This window comes from Natronosalvus halobius (genome assembly GCF_024138145.1).
In the GTDB taxonomy this organism is placed as follows: domain Archaea; phylum Halobacteriota; class Halobacteria; order Halobacteriales; family Natrialbaceae; genus Natronosalvus; species Natronosalvus halobius.
Genome location: NZ_CP099997.1, coordinates 150,033 through 168,359, shown reverse-complemented (window position 1 = coordinate 168,359; position 18,327 = coordinate 150,033). Strand labels below are relative to the sequence as shown.

Genomic DNA, 18,327 nt, shown 5'->3' with positions numbered 1-18,327 from the left:
TCCGGCCTCAGCCCGACCAGACGAGGCCGTAGAGGAACACGAACATGAAGTAGACCAGAAACACCGAGACGGCCGCCTTCGCGTGGAAGGTGAACAGGTCGAACTCCTCGTCCTCGCGGGCCTCCTCGAACGTCTCGCGCTCAGCGTCGCTGCAGACGTCGTCGTGGGCCAGACCCACGTGATACGTGAGGAGCTCCTCGGTCTGGAGCGGGCGAGCGCAGTAGGGACAGGTCAGTGCCGGTCCCTCCTCGGGCACGTCGTACTCGGGTTCGGTGACGGGCTCCGCGTGCATCTACTCTCGCGTAGGGTGCGGTCGAAAAAGTGTCTGCCGGTTCCCCGAGGGTCGGACTGTTCGAACGAGAGCGGAGGGAAGGCGAGGCCGGAGGGAAGGCGAGAGCGAGGGCGGAGAGGACGGAGGAAGGACGGGGGCGAGGGCGAGGGCGGAGAGGACGGAGGAAGGACGGGGGCGAGGGCGAGGGCGAGGGCGGAGAGGACGGAGGAAGGACGGGGGCGAGGGCGGAAACGGAGACGAACGACAGCTCCGAATCTCCGAGTCCCACTCTAGGCGGGAACGAACGGCGCACTCGTCGTCGGCAACGAGACCAGGTACAGACTGATCATCGTGAAAACGATCATGACGACGATGAACGGGTACTGGCTTCGGATCGCCTGGAGCTTTCCGGGGAACAACTCGATCGAAACCGCGTGAGCGATCCACACGGCGAGTACGTGGCCGACCAGAATGCCGGCGATCTCGACGTAGCCGAACCAGGACGTGAGCGCCAGCTGGGTCGGGTTCGCGCTCGGATTCAGCGGCGCGCTCAGCGCCTCGAGCAGGGCCGGCCACAGCGAGATGGAGAAGCCGATGTAGTGAGCGAAGTGGTAGCCGGCGGCGATCGCCAGCAGCGGCGGCGCGTACCTGATCGCGAGGTACCGCCGGGAGAGGTACGTCTCCGCTCTCGAGCGAGTCAGTCCAGCCGCGACCCAGTAGACCCACCAACAGAGGGCGTAGCCCCCGACCAGCAACAGGAGGTAGACCAGTTGCGGTGGCAGGCCGATCCCGACCAGCGCTTCGATCACTGCGACGCCTGGTGGCGTCACGATGAAGCCGCTGAACGTGAGTTCCCAGACCAACACGAGCACGAACCCGACCACCGAGAGGTCCGTCACCACGTCGTCGTCGCTCAATCTCGCGCCCGGCCAGCGAAGCGAGAGGCCGTCGTCGGTACGCTGGATCGGGGCGACCGATCCGTAGAGGCGAAACCAGACCGACAGCGGATCGCCCCGCACGAACCACGTCGACGACCCGAAGGCGACCGCGCCGGCCACCGTCAGCACCGAGTAGACGAGGATGATCGCCGTCAACAGCCGCGGGCTCGAGATGACGGGGGCGACGACCTCGAGCCAGACGAACACCAGGAGGGTGCCGACGGCCGGCCAGGAACCGAGCGCGGGCGGATACGCGCGGTCGAGCGTCGGGAAGACGCTCGCGATCCGTCGCCAGGGGTTGAGGGTGGGCCACGGATCGCCGACCGTGTAGGCGACCGTCGTCAGGATGGCGCGAACGACGACGAACGAGAGGAGCACCGTGGCGCTGGTCAGGCCGATCCCCTGCGGACCGATGAGACCTACGACGACCATTCCGAGAAGGACTCCGACGCCGATCGTCCCGCCGATGATCGAGGCGGCGCGAGCGAGCGTCCGATTCGAGAGGCCCACGTGCTGATCGTGGGCGTGTGCGAGGAACTCCCGGTCGGTGACCAGCATCGTCAACAACGCCGAGACGCCGACGACGCCCGCGCCGGTCGCGAGGTAGAGCCACGTCGGCACGCTCACGTCGCCGCGGCTCTGGGTCAACCCGGAGGCGATGTTGCTCGCGGAGACGATGCCCGTTGCGACCGCGACGGCGAGCAGGGTCAGCCCCACGACGATACCCGTTCGGCGAGCGGCGACCGATCGCCCAGTCATTGGTCGACTCGAGGACCCCGATGGGCATGATGGTGTCGTTGTTGGGTCGGGTTCGGGCCCGGCAACCTGGACGCTGGTCGCCGATGTCACCGTCGCTGGCTCGACCAGCCCGTGCCGACCATGCAGAGGGATCTGCGCCGACCGTACAGTCCGGTCAGTTTCGAACGTGCAACACGGCCATTTCCAAACGTGCAACACGGCTAGTTGTGAACGCGGAGCGTGACCGGTTCCACACGCAAACAGTCACCTACGGAGACCGCATGAGGAAGGTATAAGTGTGCGTCTCTCCGAAGTCTCACCAATGTCGAGTGTACGAACCTACACCCTCATCTACGTCCTGTTGCTGTCGTTAGGGACGGCAAAGTTCGTGTTCTTCGAACTTCCCTGGTTTACCTACGAGTTCGCCGTGGGGGCGACGCTCTTCCTCGCCGTCATCAAGTCCCTGCTCATCATGGGCTGGTATCAGCACCTCGTAGACGAGCCGCGCTCGATTACCTACGTGATGCTCAGCGCCGTCTTCATGGTCTTCCTGCTGGCGGTCGCCGCCGGCTTCTCGATCCAGTAGCAGTCGACGGCCGCAGCGGTTCGCATAGTCTCTCCCGGTTTCTCGTCCTCGTCCGATTCGGCTGTTTCCTCTCTCAACCGCGTCCTTCCTCCCGCTCTCGTCCTCGTGAACCGTCACGTCACTCCACTCGAGTCGGCAACCAGGATGGCGTCACGTCGAGGCCACATCGGTCGACGTGCACAGTCGTCTCGGGCGAATCCACGACTCAATACTCAACGTACACACGCACACGTTCGCGTATCCGATGCCGGCCGGCGTTCGTCCTGCTGGCACTCGAGGCATCCGGAACGATGGACGACCGACTCAGTGCCACTCGAGGGAACACGGTGCGGTGGCAGAACGATGGAAGAGCGTTCGCTCACTCGAGCGGTCGATACGACTAATCGGAGAATGACGAAAAAGAAGTCAGACCTAGCCCATCAGGAGGAGGACGGCAACCGCGATCAGCCCCAGGACGCCCAGGGTGAGCGTCGCGAAAGCGACGCCCATGGCCGTGTTTCCGAACCGATCTCGAGCGGCGAAGTACGCACCGAAGAAGACGTAGCCGATCAGGGCAGCGCCGCCAACGGCGAAGACGATCGGTTCGACCAGCCCAGAGTCGACGTACTCCCCTTCGCTGACGACCAGGACGGCACCGCCCAGGAGGGCGACGGCTGTGGCAACGAAGCCGAGCGCCCAGACCGCAGGTGTCTTCGCGAGAGCGACGACGCGACTGTCTTCGGTGGCCGTTCGCGGCGACCACTCGGCGTACCCGCTGCGTGTTCCTGCGTGCCCACTCGGCGTCGCCCGCTGCCCCATTCGGGTGAGTACCGCCGCGGCGCCGAGAACGATTAATCCCATCAGGAGTGTGCTTACCAGGTATATCTCTGACATCGAACCAGCTCTTAGCAGAGGCTTGTCCCTTCGCCCATATATATCCTGCAGTTGTGCCTCGGCCGGTAGTCGATCGAGGGGCGAAAAAACGCATCAGGTGCTTCGAGCCCGGCAGATGCGTCGCTCGAGAGCGACGAGAGCAGCAGGAAAAGTGAAACCGGCGCGGCTACTCGCCGCCGAACATCTGGCGCATCATCGGATGCATCTCCATCAACTGCTCCTCGGCGATCTCCTCGTACAGTTTGTACGTGATCGAAACCGCGAGCAGCAGGCCGGTTCCGGAGACGGCACCGATGGTGCCGAGCATGTTCGCCCAGACGGCGAGCAACCCGACGAGCGCGCCGCCGATGACAGTCACCTGCGGAATGTACCGCTCCATGACCTTCTCGACGACGCCCGCGTTCTGGCGGAAGCCGGGGATCTGCATCCCCGAGTTCTGGATCTGTCGAGCCGTCGCTTTCGGCCCCATGTCCGTCGTCTCGACCCAGAAGATGGCGAAGATAGCACCGCCGATGACCATGAACGTCAGGTCGATGCCGATCCGCACCATAATCTGCCAGGGGTCGATCCCCGCGGGGGTCTGTCCAGTCCACCACATCCAGTCGCCCGGCGAGTAGATCGGCGCGAAGTAGTAGAAGAACCCGCCGACCGGCTGTCCGTTAGAGTAGGCGCCGAGCCACCCTGGCATCGTCCACTGACTGTGGATGATCTGCCCCAGGAACTGGATGTTCGCCTGGACGGCGCGGACGAGGATCATCGGCAGGACGCTCGCGTAGATGAGCTTCACGGGGAAGCGACCGCGAGCACCCTTCACCCGGGCGTGGCTCAGCGGGATCTCGACGCGGACGGATTCCGCGTAGACGACGATCCCGAAGATCAACAGCGTGGTCGCGAGCGCCAGCAACTGGCCACCGTTGTCGGCGATGAACAGCGTGTTGAAGCCCTCGCTACTGAGCCAGGAGTTGACCGCGATCTCGTCGGTGAACAGGATCTGGTACCAGCTGTAGAAGAATCCCTCGTCGGATAGCGAGAGGAATCCCGAGACGAGTCGCTGGCTGACCCCGGCGATGATGAACAGGCCGACGCCGCTGCCGACGCCCCACTTGCTGACGACCTCGTCCATGTAGAGGATGAGGATCCCGCCGATGAAGATCTGTACGAACATCAGCGTCTGAACCTCGGCCCCCGTGAGGGTGAGGCCGCCGAGTTGGAGGGCGTTGACTGACGGAAGGAAGCTGCCGGCGAACACCATCGGCAGGGCCGTCAGCGCCGTCATCACGACGACGAGCAGCTTCTGCAGGCCCTGGTAGAGGACCTGATCGCGCGGGTCGTCGGTGTCGAGCCCGAGCAGATTCGCCCCACCGAGCAACTGCAATACGATGCTGGCGGTGACGATCGGACCGATACCGACCTGCAGGAGCGAACCATGTTCCCCGGCCAGGATCGCTCGGAACTGGCCGAACAGGTCCTCACCCCCCTGAGCGACGCCCAGGACCGCGATGTTCGTCAGGAAGAAGTACAGCATGAGGATCCCCGCCGTCCACGCCAGCTTTCGCTTGAAGGGGACGTGCCCCTCGGGGCGGCGGACGGTGGGCATCCGCGTCAAGACCGGTTCAGCGGCTTCCTTCCATCCCATGGTTAGTTCTCAGTAGCCTCGTCGTCGCCTTCGTCTTCGCTGTCGTCGTCCGCGGCTTCCTGGCCACGTTCGGAGACGACCGCTTCGCCACCGGCATCCTCGAGCTTTTCGCGGGCCGTTTCGGTGAAGGCGTCCGCGGTGATCTCGAGCGTGTTTCGGACCTGGCCGCTGCCGAGGACCTTGACGACGTCGGCCTCGTAGCCGTCCTCGACGACGTCGCGAGCGTCGATTACGTAGCCGTCGCCGGCCTCTTCGGCGTCACCGTCGGCGACGTAGAGGATCGCGTCCTCGTCGAGTTTCTGGACGTCGATCTCGGCGACGGTGGGCTGGGCGCCCTGGGGTCGCTTGAAGCCGTGTTTCTCTCTCGATTCGTAGTTGTGGAACTCGTGTTTGTCACGCCCGGCTTTTCCGCGGCCACCTCGGTGGCCGGCCCCGCGGCGGTTCTTGTGCGTACCGCCGCCGTGGGTTCGCGAGCCGCGCTGACGTCGTTTCTTGCTCGTCATGGTTATCGCATCGCCGTTAGCAGGGCGTTAATCTCCTCGGTTGTATGCTTTCCGAGTTGCCCGCCGTTTCCGGTTGGGTGCTTGACGCCCTCGTGACCACCGCGTGGCGGGTGCAGTCGCAGCGTCGGCGACAGCCCCTGCTCGCGAAGCGTCGTCTCCTCTGCGAGGAGCGCCTCGGCGAGAGTGGCGAAGTCGTCGTACTCGGTGTGCTCGGCGATCCAGTCTGCGTCGACGTCGGACTGGCGACCCTCAAGCGGCTCCGCTCGCTTCGCGAGCAGGGTCTCGAGGACCTCGGCGTCGGGTTCACCGTAGGCCACGAAGTCGTGCACCTTGGTGATCATCCCGCGGTAGGTGTCCGTGTCGGGGACGATGGTGAGGTGGTTGACCTTGTGCAGGTTCAGCATCGACAGCGTGTCGTCGACGCCCTGCTGTCGGTTGACCTCACCGCGAATCTGAACGATAGCTTTTGCCGTCATCGCTCAGCCACCTCTCGTGGGATGCGCGACTGCGAGGCGTTCTCGAGTGCGTTGTAGGTCGCTTTCGCCAGGTTCACCGTCGTTCGGGTGTTGCCGTGACTCTTCGTCCAGGCGTTCTCGATACCGGCGAGTTCGAGCACCGCACGCACGGTGTCACTCGCGGCCAGGCCCAGCCCCTCGGGGGCCGGGATGAGTTCGACCTCGACGGAGCCGGCCTTGCCGGTCGTCCGGCGGGTCAGCGAGTGGGGCCGGTCCGAACGATCCTCCCACGACCCGGAGCCGCGGGGCACCTGAATGATGTTTAGCTTCGCGATACCGATCGCCTTCTGGATGGCGGCGCCGACCTGGTCCTCGCGACCCTCGGCGTAGCCGACGAAGCCGTCACGGTTGCCGACGGCGACGACACACCGAAACTTCACCCGGCGGCCGGAGTCGGTCATCCGCTGGACCATGTTGATGTCCAGGACCTCGTCGTCCAGTCCGGGGAGGAGTTGGTCGACGAGTTCGGGCTCTTTGAGGGGAAGTCCAGAGTTGAGGGCGTCCTCCATCGTATCGATTTCGCCCTCCTGGACGAGCTTCCCGAGTCGGGTTACGGGCTGCCACCCGTCGTCGTAGTCGTTTGCACTCATTCTAAGATCGCCTCTCGTACGTCGTCGAAGTGTTCGGGAAGATCCGTCGCGTCGAAGTCGCCGCTGTACAGCGGCTCGTCGAGCTGTTCGGCGTACTCGGCGATGTGCTCGCCGCGAGTACGCGACCAGTCGGCGAGGACGCTGTCGTTGTGGGGAATCTCGAGCCCCGCGTCGATCGCGCCCTCCTGGATCGCGAACACTTTGTTTCCGGGCGTCGCCTTGTTGAGGCCGATATCGAGGACGGCCTCGTCGACGCCGGCGTCTACCGCTCGCTTCCCGGCCAGCAGGCCGGTCAGGTACGCAGCCGAGAGGTTACTCGTCGGCGCGTCCCAGCCGTACTCCTCGAGGTCGCTCGAGTGAGCACTGGCGAGCGTGTCGTCACCGTCAGGGCCGGGGGTGATCAGCTGCGCCGTGGCGTGCTTGTTGCTCAGGCGAGCAACGAGGCGGGGTTTCCCCGATTTCAGCAGGCGCAACCTCTGATGGTAGTCCGTCCGGACCTCACGGCGACGCCGCATCGGTACCTTGTATCGTGGTCCTGTCGCCATTATTGGTCACCGTATTCGTTGTCGATGTAGTTCAACAGGTACCGGACGCTGCGGAACTCCCCGCCGGCTGCCTTGCGGTAGAGCTGGCGGTACTGCGTAGGCGTAATCTCGCCCTGGTCGCGGAGTTCGCGGAGCTTCCGGCGCTGTGCGCGAATCTTGTTCGTCCACTCCTCTTTCTGGTTCTGGCGGGCGCCCTTCTTACCGCGGCGCTTGCCAGGCCCCTTCTTGTGGCCGTAGGAGCGCTTCTCGTTGCGTTTGCGGGCGCGACCGCGGGAGTTCCCACGGGCGTCTTTCGCCCGGATCGTTCCGTCGTCGATCAGTTCGCGGATCTCCTCGCGCGTGATCGCCGACGCGATGTCGCCCTGAGCCTCGGGGTCGAACCAGACGCGGTTCTGCCCGACGTCGAGGACGTCCGCTGCGAGTCGCTTCTGTGAACTCAGGTCAGTCATTCGTCCACCTCGACTTCGACGTAGGTCGGGTTCAGAACGCGGATTTCCGCGTCCTCGGCCTGCTCCTCGATTCGCTCGCGCTTGCGAGCGCCGACGGAGCTGGCGATGCGAACGGCCTGGGTGTCGCCGTCGACACCCTCGAGGTCGTCCGTGTTCTCGACGTAGACTTCCTCGAAGCCGCTCGGGTGTTTGCCGCGAATAGCTTCAGGCGTGCGGTAGCCGGCCTGGACCTTCGGGCCCTTGCCTTTGATACCGCGACGCTGCTTGGAGAGGCCACCACGCGGGCGCCGCCAGGATTCCGGCGTGCGCTTTTTCTTGTGGTAGTCCTGTCGGTTGAACTGCGGTTTGCCCTCGGCGTGGCGCCGGCCGAGCAGGCGCGCTTCCTCGTCGTCGAGGTCGGGCGTCTTCTCGGTCAGGCCACGGGGCTGCAGTTCGGTCTCGACGTCTTCGATCTCTTCTTCTTCCTCAGCGGCCTCGTCTTCGATCTCGGCCTCGGTCTCTTCTGTGACCTCGAGGTCGCCGACGTCGGCTTTGATACGCGCAGCGAGCGCGTTACCGATGCCTTCGGCCTCGGCCAGGTCGTCCTGGTCGGCCTCTTTGACGTCCTCGATGGACTCGAACCCGGCCTCGCGGAGTGCCTTGGCCTTGCTCTCACCGACGCCGCTGATGTCTTCGAGTTCCTGTGGTTGGTCGTCGTCAGCCATCTATCAGGCACCTCCTTTCTGTGGCTTCTGGGTGATGTAGACCCCGTCCTGGAAGACGCGGGTGTCCTTGCCTTTCACCTTGGTCAGCTGTTCGATGTCGGCGGCGGTCTGGCCGACGTGCTCCTTGTTCGGGCCGGAGAGCGTCAGCGCTTCGCCGTCGACGTTCACCTCGGTGTCGCCGTGGATAGTCGTTCGTCGCGGTGCCTTTTCGCCGAGGAAGTTCTCGATGACGACCTCGTCGCCTTCGACGCGGACCTGCATCGGGAAGTGAGAGTAGAAGACTTCCATCTCGTACTCCCATCCCTCGGTCACACCGTGGAAGGCGTTTCGGACGTGGCTCTCGAAGGTGCCGACGGTCGCGTTCGTTTTCGCGTTCTCCGTCGCGCTCTCGATGACCACGCGGTCGTCGTCGACGTCGACGGTGACGTCCGGGTACCAGAGGCGGCGGGTAACGCTGCCTTCCGGGCCCTCGATCGTCACGTCGAGGTGATCGACCTCGGCGGTTACGTCGTCTGGGATGTCCAGTTCGGTTCGCATTGTTAGTAGACGTACGCGATCACCTGGCCGCCGACGCCCTGCTCTCGAGCCTCGTAGTGGCTCATGATTCCTTCACTCGTCGTCACGACGAGCGCGCCGAAGTCTCGAGCCGGGAGGAATCGCTTCTCCCACTTCTCGAATTCGTCGGCCTTGACGGAATATCGGGGCTTGACGGGGCCGCACTTGTTGATCGCTCCTTTCAGTTCGACCTCGAACGTACCGGCTTTGCCGTCGTCGACGAACTCGAAGCCGTCGATGTACCCGCGGTCGTAGAAGACCTCGAGGACGCTGCCGATGACGTTGGAGGCGGGTTCTACCTCGTGGCTCAGGTGTCCGACGCTCTCGGCATTGTCGATGCCCGACAGCGCGTTGCTGAGTGGATCGTTCCCGGTCATTTGTACTTCTTGAATCCCATGTCGCGGGCGATCTCGCGGAAACACTGCCGGCACAGGTTGATGTCGTACTTGCCGACCAGCCCCTGCTTGCGACCACAGCGCTGGCAGGCCGCTTCCTGCCCCGTGCGCTTGGCGGCGTGCTCGCCCGTCTGTTCGTTCTCGGTCTCAGTTTCGCTTTCACTCATCGTCTGGCACCTCCACGTCCACGTCGTAACTCGACTCGAGGTACGCGATGGCGTCCTCGGGGGTCAGTCGGTGTCGTGACGGGATCGCCTGGGTCGCCTTGGCTCGCTTCGTGACGCGGTATCCCGGCCGGACCAGGTTGACCGTCACGTCCAGGCCGTAGATCCCGACGTTCGGGTCGTACTCCTGGCTCGGGAACTCGGTGTGCTCGGCGACGCCGAAGCTGAAGTTCCCGGTTTGATCGAACTGCGACGCCGAAAGGTCCGCGAGCGCCAGCGCCGTCTCCAGGAAGTCCTCGGCGTCGTCACCACGGAGAGTGACCTTCGCGCCGATCGGGTCGCCCTGGCGGATGCCGAACTCGGGTTCGGTCGCCTTCGCCTGGGTGCGGACGCTCTGCTGGCCGGTAACCTCCTCGATGATGTCCTCGGCGCGTCCGAGGTCGCGGCCGCCGCGGCCGACGCCCATGTGGACGACGACTTTCTCGACACGGGGCTCGCGCATCTCGTGGAAGTCGGCCTCGCCGGCTTCACTTTCACTCATTCGTCGTCACCTCCGCTCGCCGTCTCCGACGAGTCGTCGTCGCCGACGAAGTTCTCGTCGATGACGAACACGTATTCCTCGACGGTTTCGAACTCGCCGTCGTCGGTTTCGACCGTGACGATGTTCGAGCCGCTGCCGAGAGTCACGTCGATGTCGACGAGTTCGCCGATCTTCCCGCCGTGATTGCCGCTGACGGCGGTGACCAGCGCACCCTCCTCGTAGGGGAAGTGCGCGACGACCGACTTGTCCTCGTTGTCGACGACGACCGAGTCGTTCGTGCTGTACTCGTCCGCGACGACGACGTTCGTGCCGTCGTGGAGCGAGAGTTGCGTCTCGCCGCCTTTGACCTGCTGTTTGCCGACGACCTTGCCGAGACGGCTGTCTGCGGCATCGGCGTCGATTTCGGTCAGCGAGAGGCGGCCGCCTTCGTCGGGGAAGACGCGGTAGTACTCCTCGCGTTCGGGGAAGCCGACGATGTCGAACATCCCGATGGGACGTTTCTCGTCGTTGATCGGCTCGCCGTTGACCAAGATTGCGTCCTGGGAGAGGGCGTAGCGGGCTTCCTTCTTCGAGTCGACGTAGCCGAGGACGTCCCGAAGGACGATGACCAGCGGGACGCCGGCTTCGCCGTGGGGGCCAGCGCGCGCTTTGACGGTAAAGACGTCGGTCTTGCGCTCGACCGGCCACGATTTCGGTACCGAGAGTCGTTTCTGATGGTTGCTCATTCGCTATCACCTTCCAGGCGCGCCTCGCGACGCTCGTCCGAGAGGTCGAGGTCCACGATTCGGACGTTCGACGCGTCGAGCGGTCGGGCGACTTCCTCGCCGTCTGCCGTCTCGACCGTCACGTCCTCGACGTGGATCACGGCCTCGTCGAGGTCGACGCGCAGAACCTCGCCTTCGTCGCCGGCGAAGTCACCGCGCATGATCTCGACGCGGTCGCCCGCGTTGACGCGGGTGCGACGCACGTCGTACTCCTCGCGGAGGTCCGCCGAGAGCGTGGCGTGAACCTGCTTGTGCTTCTGGTGAAGCGGCGCCTGCTCAGTCTGGGTTCGTTGTTTGCGTGGTTGTTTGCTCATAGTCTATCCTATACGATCATCGTCGCCGTGCTGGCGATTGCGCCGAAGCGCTCCGCGACCTCGCGGGCGATGGGGCCCTTGATCTCGGTGCCTCGCGGTTCTTCGTTCTCGTCGACGATGACGGCGGCGTTGTCCTCGAACTTCAGGCGCGTCCCGTCCGGCCGGCGGATCGATTTCCGCTGGCGGACGACGACGGCCTCGAGAACCTGGCGTCGCATCTCGGGGGTACCCTTCGTCACGGAGACCGTGACTTTGTCACCGAGACCCGCCTTCGGCTGGCGGTTCTTGGTGCCGTGGTAGCCCGCGACGCTGATGATTTTCAGCTCGCGTGCGCCGGAGTTGTCGGCGCAGGTCACGAGCGACCCCTTCTTCAGGCCCTGCGTGACGTCGGCTTTCATTGCCTCCATCAGGCATCACCCTCGTTGGCTTCGTCCTCGTCGCCGGAACCGCCGGCCAAGTCTTCGGCCGACAGCTGAGGGTCGTGTTCCTCTTCCAGTGTCAACTCGGCGACGTCGACGGCGGTCGCTTCCTGGGTTATTTCGACGACCACGTGCGATTTCGTCTTCGACAGTGGTCGGGTCTCTGCGATCTTGACCGTATCGCCGACCGAGAGCGGCTCGAGCACGCCCGGCACGTGTGCCGGAATGCGCGAGCGACGTTTCATTTGACGGTCGTACTTCGGAACCGTCACGTCGTACTCTCGCTCGACGACTACGGTCTTGTCCATGTCCGTCGAGACGACGGTGCCGACGAGGATCTGACCTCGGACCGGCAAGTCGCCGTAGAACGGACACTTCTCGTAGTCGTACTCCTCCGGGTTTTCGGGTTCCGGAGGGGTGGTTACGTCTAATCCTATTGCCATGGTGAGTCACCTTTCGTTTCGGTGCGTCGGGCGGGTCGTGAGAGCAATCGCGATCCATCGACCGTAACGTAGGCTACGCCCTCGCCAGCACAGTCTGTGAGCGAGTCGTCGCCCCCAGGTTGTGTGTCGGCCAGTTTGGACGCAGTCCCCGGGGACTTCTCGTCTCCGGCGGCTTCATCTGTGATCGCGAATTCGAATACCGAGCCCGATTTCGGCACGGTGAGCACCCGGGGCGTCCCGTTCTCGCGAATCTCTATGGAGATAGTCTTCGTCGTCTCGAGGACGACTCGTCCCTCGATTCCCACGCGGCCGGCGTCGTCGCTATCGACGACCCGGACCGGCAGGCCGTTGAGTTCGTGTCGCGGGAGCGTTTCGGGTGTCAGTGCCATTGCTTATTCCTCGTCGGTGTCGTCCAGGTCGCCTTCTTCCTTCTGGATCGTCTTGACCCGCGCGACGGTCCGCTTGAGTTCGCCGATTTCGCCCGGATTCTCCGGGGCGCCACCGGCGGCGAGAACCGCGTTGGCGTTCAGCAGTTCCGTTTCGAGGTCCTCGAGTTCGGCCTGCCGTTCGGCGGGCGTCATGTCGCGGATCTCCTCGGTGTGGAGGATCGCCATCAGGCGTCACCTCCTTCGTCTGCTTCGGCTTCTTCGGCTTCGGGTTTGTCGTCTTCGGCTTCAGCTTCGGCTTCTTCGGCTTCGTCCTCAGCTTCCATCTCCGCGACGAGATCCTCCGCTTCGGCCTCGATCTCCTCGTCGAGTTCGTCGAGTTCCTCCTCGGCGTCCTCGGCGTCGACCGCCGCCTCGGATTCGCCGGCATCGGTCTCTTCCTCGTCAGCGACTTCTTCCTCGATGACCTCTTCGACGACGTCTTCGTCGATTTCGGTCTCCGAAACGTCTGCTCCGACGTCCTCGGGTTCGGCCGCGAGGTCCTCGTCCTCGGGCTCACCCTCGAGCAACTCCTCGACACCCTCGGCCTCGTTGGCCTCGACGGCATCGGGGACGACTTCTTCGGGATCGAGGTCGTCGTGAATGCGGAAGTCGTCGGGAAGTTCGGCTCCCGGCGGGATGATCTTGACCGTCACGCCGATCGTGCCGAGCTTCATGACCGCGACTCCCTGGCCGGTGTCGACGATCTCCTCGGCGGGTTCGCCGTTGTGCTTGATGTAGCCACGGTTGAACTTCTCGACGCGCGATCGCGCGCCCGTGACCTTTCCAGCGAGGACGATCTCGGCGCCGAGGGCGCCAGCATCCATGATTCGGTCGATCGTCGTGTGACCAGCCTTCCGGAAATACCAGCCACGCTCTAAGGCGTTAGCCAGTCGGTCCGCGACGATCCGTGCATTGAGGTCGGGTTCGTCAACCTCCTGGACGTCGATCTGAGGGTCCTCGAGGTTGAACTTCTCCTCGAGAGCCGTCGTGACCTTCCGGATGTTCTCGCCGCCTTTGCCGATGACCATCCCCGGCTTCTCGGCCTTGAGGACGATCTGTGTGCCCATCGGCGTCTTGGCGACGTCCATGCCACCGTAGCCCGCGCGGCCGAGTTCCTCTTCGAAGAACTCGTCGATCTGGGACCGCTGCAGGCCGTTTTCGATGAATTCGTGTTCGTCTGCCATTAGTCGTCACCTTCTACGTCCGTGTCCGCGACGACGATTTCGACGTCGACCTGCGGGGTGTTCCAGGCGGAGGCCCTGCCCATCGCACGCGGTTTGCGCCCGACAGACTCGCCGACCTTGTGGGCGGCACAGTGGGCGATCTCCATCGACCCACCGTCGAAGCCCTGGTGGTCGGCGTTGGCCGCCACGTTCTCGAGCAGTTCGAGGAACGCCTTGCTGGCCTTCTCGGGGTAGCGACCGGCGTCCCAGCCGTCGATGTCCGAGCGGTGGCCGACGCCGGAGTTGTGCGACCGGAACGGAACCGAGCGCTCGCCCTCGACGACCGCCTCGAGGTATTCGACGGCGTCGTCGACCGTTCGACCCTTGATCTCGCGGGCGATCTCCTTGCTGTGCTTGTGGCTCATGTGACGCTCCCGAAGCATCGCTTTCGCGGTGGTGTCCGGGTCGGCGTCGACTGAGTAGTTGATTCCCATGCGATGATCACTTCAGTGGGACGAACTTCGACGATCGGGTCGCGCCGATACCGGCCTGTCCGTGCGTGACGGACGATCGGGTGAGCTGGAACTCACCGAGGTAGTGGCCGATCATTTCGGGCTCGATCCGAACGCGCTCGAAGCTCTGTCCGGTGTAGACGGCGAAGGTCAGCCCGACGAACTCCGGCAGCACCGGCATGTTGCGCAGGTGCGTCCGGATCGGCGAGTTGGCCGTCTCCTGTTCGTCTTTCTCGCGGGCCTTCTCGAGCAGTTTCTCCTGCTCGACCGAGAGCCCACGTACGATACTCCGTCGCTGTCGTGCCGGAAGCACGTCAGCGACCTCCTCGAGCTCCATCTCCTGGAGCTCCTCGAGCGTGTGACCGCGGTAGGTGAACTCCTCACCCTCGCGGCCGGTACGGTATTCCGAACTCATTTGTTTCCACCTCGACCGGTTCGCCGGGAGGCGATGTCACCGACTTTCCGTCCCGGCGGTGCGTTCTTCGAGACGGATTTTGGGCGACCGGGGTGCTGGCGGCCGCCGCCACCGAAGGGGTGGTCGACGGCGTTCATGGCGACCCCGCGGACGCGCGGCCACTTGATCCCACGGGCGCGCATCTTGTGGTACTTATTCCCTGCCTTGACGAACGGCTTCTCCGTGCGGCCGCCACCGGCGACAACGCCGATGGTGGCACGGCACTGGGGATCGAGCCGCTTGACTTCGCCACTTGGCAGCTGGACGACCGCAGCCTTGCGGTCGTGGGTGATGAGGTCCGCGTTGACGCCGGAGGCGCGGGCGAACTTGCCGCCGTCGCCCGGCTTGGCCTCGACGTTACAGACCGGGACCCCCTCGGGGATCTCCGCGAGCGGGAGCGTGTTCCCGGGCTTGATCTCGGCGCTGACGCCGACCTGGATCTCCTCGCCAACGGCGACGCCCTCGGGAACGAGGATCAGGCGCTGTTCGCCGTCGTCGAACTCGACAGCCGCGATCGGCGCCGAGCGGGCCGGGTCGTGTTCGATGCTGACGACCTCGCCCGAGACCACGTCGGTGTCCTCGAGTTTCTTGTGCTCGAGATTCGCCTTGTATCGGTGCGACGGTGCGCGGAACGTCGGCGACCCGCGCCCTCGTCGCTGACCGAAGATTCGTCGTCCCATGCTCAGAACACCCCAATTCGGGAGGCGACTTCCTGGGCGTCGTCGTCCTCGCCCAGCGTCACCGTTGCCTTCTTCGTACCGTTCATGGTGATCTGTGTATTCACGTTCGCGACCTCGACGTCGAAGCGCTCCTGGATGGCGTCACGGATCTCGGGTTTCGAGGCGTCGACGTGCACGAGGAACTGGAGCTTGTTCTCGAAGTCCATGTCGTTCATGGCCTTCTCGGTCACGAGGGGGTGTTCGATGATTCCGCTCATCGGTCGGCCACCTCCTCGAGTGCGCTCTCGGTCCAGACGGTCAGTCGACCGGCCTGGGTGCCCGGTGCGAGGTCCTCGGCGTTGACCTCGGCGGCGGTCGCCACGTCCGCGCCCGCGAGGTTGCGGGCGCCACGCGAGGGACCGGCCTCGCTCGAGGTCACGAAGAGGATCGACTTGGGCTGCTGGTGTTTGCGACCGCGGAGCTTCCCCTGCCCCGAGCGGACGCCGCGTCCGTCGTCGGCGCGCTCGATGTCCGCGTCGACGCCGGCGGCCTCGAGGAAGGAGACGACCTCCTTCGTCTTCACGAGGTCCTCGAAGTCGTCGCTGACGACGAGCGGAAGCTCGGCGTCGTCGTCGAAGGCGTGACCGCGCTCGGCGACGATGTCGGCGTCGGCCGTCGCGGCGATCGCGCTTCGGGTCGCCAGCTTGCGTTCTTTCTTGTTGATCGATTCGCCCTGGTCCTTCTCGGCCTTCGGCGGGTGAGCCCGTCGTCCCTTGACGGCCTGCGGGACGCGTCGAGCGCGTCCGTTCTGCCGGGGTACGTGGGCCATCCCGCGACCGCTACCGAACGATTCGGCGGGCGTTCGCATCCCGGCGAACTCGTCGGCGCCGTAGGCCTGTTTTCGGTTTGCCTGTGCGACGCGGACCGCGCGGGCGATCAGGTCCGGGCGGTACTCCGTCTCGAAGACCGCCGGGAGCTCGACCTCCCCCGCGTCTGCGCCGTCCAGGTCTCGTACTGTTGCGTTCATGGTTTGCTAGTTCACCCCTGGTTGGATGCGGTGGAGACGTAGCGCACCTCGGGATCGAGACGCGGCTGGTCTCCGGGTCGGATCGCCGGGCGGAAGCGCACGAGGCGCTTGTTCGGCCCGGGGAGCGAGCCCTTGATCAACGCGTGCGGGCCGTCGACCTCGCCGTAATTGACGAAACCGCCGTCGACCGTCGCGTCGTCGCCGTCGCCGATGTCGACGAGGCGTTTGTTGAGCTCAGTCCGCTGGTGGTACCCGGTCTGGCCCTGCTGGGGGACCGTCGACCGGACCCTGGAGGGGTTCCAGGGACCGAGGTTCCCGATGCGGCGGCGCCATCCCTGCCGGGCGTGCTTGCCCTTGCGCTTCTGGACGCCCCATCGCTTGACGGGACCCTGGGTACCTTTCCCTTTGGTGACGCCGCTGGCGTCGACGTACTCGCCGGCGCGGAACACGTCGTTCATGACGTGCTCGCCGCCGTCGGCGATCGTCTCGAGCGCGAAGTCGACGCGCTCCTCGACGGAGCCGCCGCCGACGCGCGTCTCCATGACGTCGGGTTTCTTCTTGGGAACCGAGGGGATCGAACCGGGGACGGTGTGGGTGATGACGCGAACGTCGTCGACCCGACCGGCCTCGAGTTCCTCGCGGAACTCGTCTTCGGCGGCCTCGGCGTCGTACTCGTCGCCGGGGACGTCCAGGACGCGCTCGAGTTCGTCGACGAACTCGGTGGTCCAGACCTCGGTAATCGGTTGCTGTCCATACGGTGTGTTCTCGTACGCACGCAGGGCGACGGCGCGCATCGGCGGCGTCTCCACGATGGTCACGGGAACGGTCTGTTCCATTCCCTCGGTCGGCGAGTTAGCGGTGTCGTCGACCATAACCACGTGGGTCATGCCGGCCTTGTAGCCCGCGAAGCCCTGGAGCGTTGGCTGTCCGTCGTCGTCCGGCCACGAGGAAAAGCGTGGGACCTCGCTGGTCGCCCGCTTTCGTGGGCCGAACCCGAGTGAGCCTTTGCGTGGTGCGTTTGGTTGTGGCATTCTATCACGCTCTCAGTGAGAGGGGGGCGAGGGTGGCGAACAGAGCCTCCTCCGTTCGCACGACCGTGCTCCCCTGGTTCGGAACCGTATTGAGCCAGAGGTCGAACCCCGTTTCCGTGCGCAGATCGCTGGGTTCGACGTTTGCGTCGCCCTCGGTATCGCCGTAGGCGGCCTCGATGGCCACCTGGTCGATACCCAGGATGGGCGGCAGCCCTCTCTCGGGTGCGCCGAAGGCGACGGTCATCCCGTCCCGTTCAACGCGTCCGGCCAGCGTCTCGAGGCGCCCCACGGTGAGCGGTTCACCGTATCGGGAGGCCGCGATGCGAACGCCGGCGTCCTCACGGCCGAGTGCTGCCGGAAGGTCCGTCCGCTCGACGGCGAACCCCGGTGGGGATTCGTCGACGAGTTTCGCCCGGACCGGTCGTCGCGAAGAGATCCTGACGGTCACGCGCTCTCCCTCGCCGACCTCCATTCCGGGAGGTGTGTTGAGGGAGATCGGGTGTTGCAGTCCGCAATTGACCCGGACGCGCCCTTCAGGTCCGACCTCGGTCACGATTCCTTGTCTTGTCGACCCCGAACCGTTCGATTCGGAGCCGGTCTGTGACGGGGCACGGAGCGGCGGTAAGACGCCCACGGCCTCCAGTTCGTCCCGCTTGCCCCAGGCCTCCTTTCGGAGGTACGGGGGCGTCGCGGCGTACCGCAAGACGGTTTCGACGAACCCGTCGCCAAATCGCCCGTCGTCGCCCCCTGGATCGGGGTAGACGATCAGGCGATCGGCCCGGAAGATGGTCGCCGCACGGGCGACGTATCCGAGTTTGCGAGTGGCCTCGCGTTTGTCCTCGGCTTCCCGGCTGAGTGACGACGGCACGAGCACGCTGACGGTCATACCGCGACTTCGGCGCCTCGTCACTAGACTGTAGCGATGTGTTACGGACAGTGTCTTAAAAGGGTAGCGGATTCGATTCCCGGCTGTGAGGGGTTCGCAGGGCCAAATTCGTGACACTCGGGCACACAAAATGGCCCCGAGAACGCGGCAATCGCTACCGGGTTCGGCGCGCTTAGCGAGAGGGAAAGGTCGGTCCTTATCCGTGAAACGGTTGGGTTTTTTTC

General features: G+C 64.9%; 29 protein-coding genes. 1 reads left to right on the top strand and 28 read right to left on the bottom strand.

The window, feature by feature from the left end; all coding sequences use genetic code 11:
* Positions 1–7 precede the first annotated feature (7 nt).
* Positions 8–292, bottom strand: a complete 285-nt coding sequence (locus NGM15_RS00890; protein ID WP_253434043.1) for a DUF7410 domain-containing protein — start codon at positions 290–292, stop codon at positions 8–10.
* 269 nt (positions 293–561) lie between these two features.
* On the bottom strand, positions 562–1,968 hold the full coding sequence (locus tag NGM15_RS00885; RefSeq protein WP_253434041.1) for a hypothetical protein: 1,407 nt from the start codon (positions 1,966–1,968) through the stop codon (positions 562–564).
* A gap of 301 nt (positions 1,969–2,269) precedes the next feature.
* Here NGM15_RS00885 and NGM15_RS00880 point away from each other — a divergent pair, with 301 nt between their 5' ends.
* Positions 2,270–2,533, top strand: coding sequence for a cytochrome C oxidase subunit IV family protein (locus NGM15_RS00880; RefSeq protein ID WP_253434038.1), 264 nt, complete (start codon positions 2,270–2,272; stop codon positions 2,531–2,533).
* Positions 2,534–2,944: 411 nt separating this feature from the next.
* Here the strand turns inward: NGM15_RS00880 and NGM15_RS00875 are convergent, their stop codons facing one another.
* The 26 genes from NGM15_RS00875 to NGM15_RS00750 all read right to left on the bottom strand — a co-directional run bounded on the left by NGM15_RS00875 (position 2,945) and on the right by NGM15_RS00750 (position 18,103).
* On the bottom strand, positions 2,945–3,406 hold the full coding sequence (locus tag NGM15_RS00875; RefSeq protein ID WP_253434036.1) for a hypothetical protein: 462 nt from the start codon (positions 3,404–3,406) through the stop codon (positions 2,945–2,947).
* A gap of 166 nt (positions 3,407–3,572) precedes the next feature.
* A complete protein-coding gene (gene secY / locus NGM15_RS00870; RefSeq protein WP_253434033.1) occupies positions 3,573–5,042 on the bottom strand; it encodes a preprotein translocase subunit SecY in 1,470 nt (489 codons plus the stop codon).
* A 2-nt stretch (positions 5,043–5,044) separates the two neighbouring features.
* Positions 5,045–5,545 carry an uL15m family ribosomal protein gene (locus tag NGM15_RS00865; RefSeq protein ID WP_253434030.1) on the bottom strand — a complete coding sequence of 167 codons (501 nt, stop codon included), beginning with the start codon at positions 5,543–5,545 and terminating at the stop codon, positions 5,045–5,047.
* A 2-nt stretch (positions 5,546–5,547) separates the two neighbouring features.
* Entirely contained in the window at positions 5,548–6,021 is a 474-nt protein-coding gene (locus NGM15_RS00860) for a 50S ribosomal protein L30 (protein WP_253434027.1), read from the bottom strand.
* Positions 6,018–6,650: a 30S ribosomal protein S5 gene (locus NGM15_RS00855; RefSeq protein ID WP_253434025.1), complete on the bottom strand. Its 633-nt coding sequence runs from the start codon at positions 6,648–6,650 to the stop codon at positions 6,018–6,020. The genes NGM15_RS00860 and NGM15_RS00855 overlap by 4 nt, the downstream gene beginning before the upstream one ends.
* On the bottom strand, positions 6,647–7,195 hold the full coding sequence (locus tag NGM15_RS00850) for a 50S ribosomal protein L18 (protein WP_253434022.1): 549 nt from the start codon (positions 7,193–7,195) through the stop codon (positions 6,647–6,649). The genes NGM15_RS00855 and NGM15_RS00850 overlap by 4 nt, the downstream gene beginning before the upstream one ends.
* Positions 7,195–7,644: a 50S ribosomal protein L19e gene (locus tag NGM15_RS00845; RefSeq protein WP_253434020.1), complete on the bottom strand. Its 450-nt coding sequence runs from the start codon at positions 7,642–7,644 to the stop codon at positions 7,195–7,197. The genes NGM15_RS00850 and NGM15_RS00845 overlap by 1 nt, the downstream gene beginning before the upstream one ends.
* A complete protein-coding gene (locus NGM15_RS00840) occupies positions 7,641–8,348 on the bottom strand; it encodes a 50S ribosomal protein L32e (protein ID WP_253434017.1) in 708 nt (235 codons plus the stop codon). The genes NGM15_RS00845 and NGM15_RS00840 overlap by 4 nt, the downstream gene beginning before the upstream one ends.
* A gap of 3 nt (positions 8,349–8,351) precedes the next feature.
* Entirely contained in the window at positions 8,352–8,885 is a 534-nt protein-coding gene (locus tag NGM15_RS00835; RefSeq protein WP_253434015.1) for a 50S ribosomal protein L6, read from the bottom strand.
* A gap of 2 nt (positions 8,886–8,887) precedes the next feature.
* Entirely contained in the window at positions 8,888–9,280 is a 393-nt protein-coding gene (locus tag NGM15_RS00830) for a 30S ribosomal protein S8 (protein WP_253434012.1), read from the bottom strand.
* The gene (locus tag NGM15_RS00825) at positions 9,277–9,465 is read right to left on the bottom strand and encodes a 30S ribosomal protein S14 (protein ID WP_253434008.1); all 189 of its coding nucleotides are present in this window, start codon (positions 9,463–9,465) and stop codon (positions 9,277–9,279) included. The genes NGM15_RS00830 and NGM15_RS00825 overlap by 4 nt, the downstream gene beginning before the upstream one ends.
* The gene (locus NGM15_RS00820) at positions 9,458–10,003 is read right to left on the bottom strand and encodes a 50S ribosomal protein L5 (protein ID WP_253434005.1); all 546 of its coding nucleotides are present in this window, start codon (positions 10,001–10,003) and stop codon (positions 9,458–9,460) included. The genes NGM15_RS00825 and NGM15_RS00820 overlap by 8 nt, the downstream gene beginning before the upstream one ends.
* A complete protein-coding gene (locus tag NGM15_RS00815; RefSeq protein WP_253434002.1) occupies positions 10,000–10,728 on the bottom strand; it encodes a 30S ribosomal protein S4e in 729 nt (242 codons plus the stop codon). Before NGM15_RS00815 ends, NGM15_RS00820 begins: the two co-directional genes overlap by 4 nt.
* Entirely contained in the window at positions 10,725–11,081 is a 357-nt protein-coding gene (gene rplX, locus NGM15_RS00810) for a 50S ribosomal protein L24 (RefSeq protein ID WP_253434000.1), read from the bottom strand. The genes NGM15_RS00815 and rplX overlap by 4 nt, the downstream gene beginning before the upstream one ends.
* A gap of 8 nt (positions 11,082–11,089) precedes the next feature.
* Positions 11,090–11,488 (bottom strand): 50S ribosomal protein L14, encoded by a 399-nt coding sequence (locus NGM15_RS00805; RefSeq protein ID WP_253433997.1) that lies wholly within the window; start codon positions 11,486–11,488, stop codon positions 11,090–11,092.
* Positions 11,488–11,943 carry a 30S ribosomal protein S17 gene (locus tag NGM15_RS00800; protein ID WP_253433994.1) on the bottom strand — a complete coding sequence of 152 codons (456 nt, stop codon included), beginning with the start codon at positions 11,941–11,943 and terminating at the stop codon, positions 11,488–11,490. The genes NGM15_RS00805 and NGM15_RS00800 overlap by 1 nt, the downstream gene beginning before the upstream one ends.
* Entirely contained in the window at positions 11,934–12,332 is a 399-nt protein-coding gene (locus tag NGM15_RS00795; protein WP_253433992.1) for a ribonuclease P protein component 1, read from the bottom strand. The genes NGM15_RS00800 and NGM15_RS00795 overlap by 10 nt, the downstream gene beginning before the upstream one ends.
* Before the next feature lie 3 nt (positions 12,333–12,335).
* On the bottom strand, positions 12,336–12,557 hold the full coding sequence (gene rpmC, locus NGM15_RS00790; RefSeq protein ID WP_253433990.1) for a 50S ribosomal protein L29: 222 nt from the start codon (positions 12,555–12,557) through the stop codon (positions 12,336–12,338).
* On the bottom strand, positions 12,557–13,555 hold the full coding sequence (locus NGM15_RS00785; RefSeq protein WP_253433988.1) for a 30S ribosomal protein S3: 999 nt from the start codon (positions 13,553–13,555) through the stop codon (positions 12,557–12,559). Before NGM15_RS00785 ends, rpmC begins: the two co-directional genes overlap by 1 nt.
* Positions 13,555–14,028 carry a 50S ribosomal protein L22 gene (locus NGM15_RS00780; protein ID WP_253433986.1) on the bottom strand — a complete coding sequence of 158 codons (474 nt, stop codon included), beginning with the start codon at positions 14,026–14,028 and terminating at the stop codon, positions 13,555–13,557. Before NGM15_RS00780 ends, NGM15_RS00785 begins: the two co-directional genes overlap by 1 nt.
* 7 nt (positions 14,029–14,035) lie before the next feature.
* A complete protein-coding gene (locus NGM15_RS00775) occupies positions 14,036–14,461 on the bottom strand; it encodes a 30S ribosomal protein S19 (RefSeq protein ID WP_253433984.1) in 426 nt (141 codons plus the stop codon).
* A complete protein-coding gene (locus NGM15_RS00770) occupies positions 14,458–15,180 on the bottom strand; it encodes a 50S ribosomal protein L2 (RefSeq protein ID WP_253433983.1) in 723 nt (240 codons plus the stop codon). Before NGM15_RS00770 ends, NGM15_RS00775 begins: the two co-directional genes overlap by 4 nt.
* Positions 15,181–15,182: 2 nt before the next feature.
* Entirely contained in the window at positions 15,183–15,437 is a 255-nt protein-coding gene (locus NGM15_RS00765; protein WP_253433981.1) for a 50S ribosomal protein L23, read from the bottom strand.
* Positions 15,434–16,186 carry a 50S ribosomal protein L4 gene (gene rpl4p / locus NGM15_RS00760; protein ID WP_253433978.1) on the bottom strand — a complete coding sequence of 251 codons (753 nt, stop codon included), beginning with the start codon at positions 16,184–16,186 and terminating at the stop codon, positions 15,434–15,436. The genes NGM15_RS00765 and rpl4p overlap by 4 nt, the downstream gene beginning before the upstream one ends.
* 11 nt (positions 16,187–16,197) lie before the next feature.
* Entirely contained in the window at positions 16,198–17,217 is a 1,020-nt protein-coding gene (locus tag NGM15_RS00755) for a 50S ribosomal protein L3 (protein WP_253433975.1), read from the bottom strand.
* 4 nt (positions 17,218–17,221) lie between these two features.
* Entirely contained in the window at positions 17,222–18,103 is an 882-nt protein-coding gene (locus tag NGM15_RS00750) for an RNA methyltransferase (protein WP_253433972.1), read from the bottom strand.
* Positions 18,104–18,327: the final 224 nt, after the last annotated feature.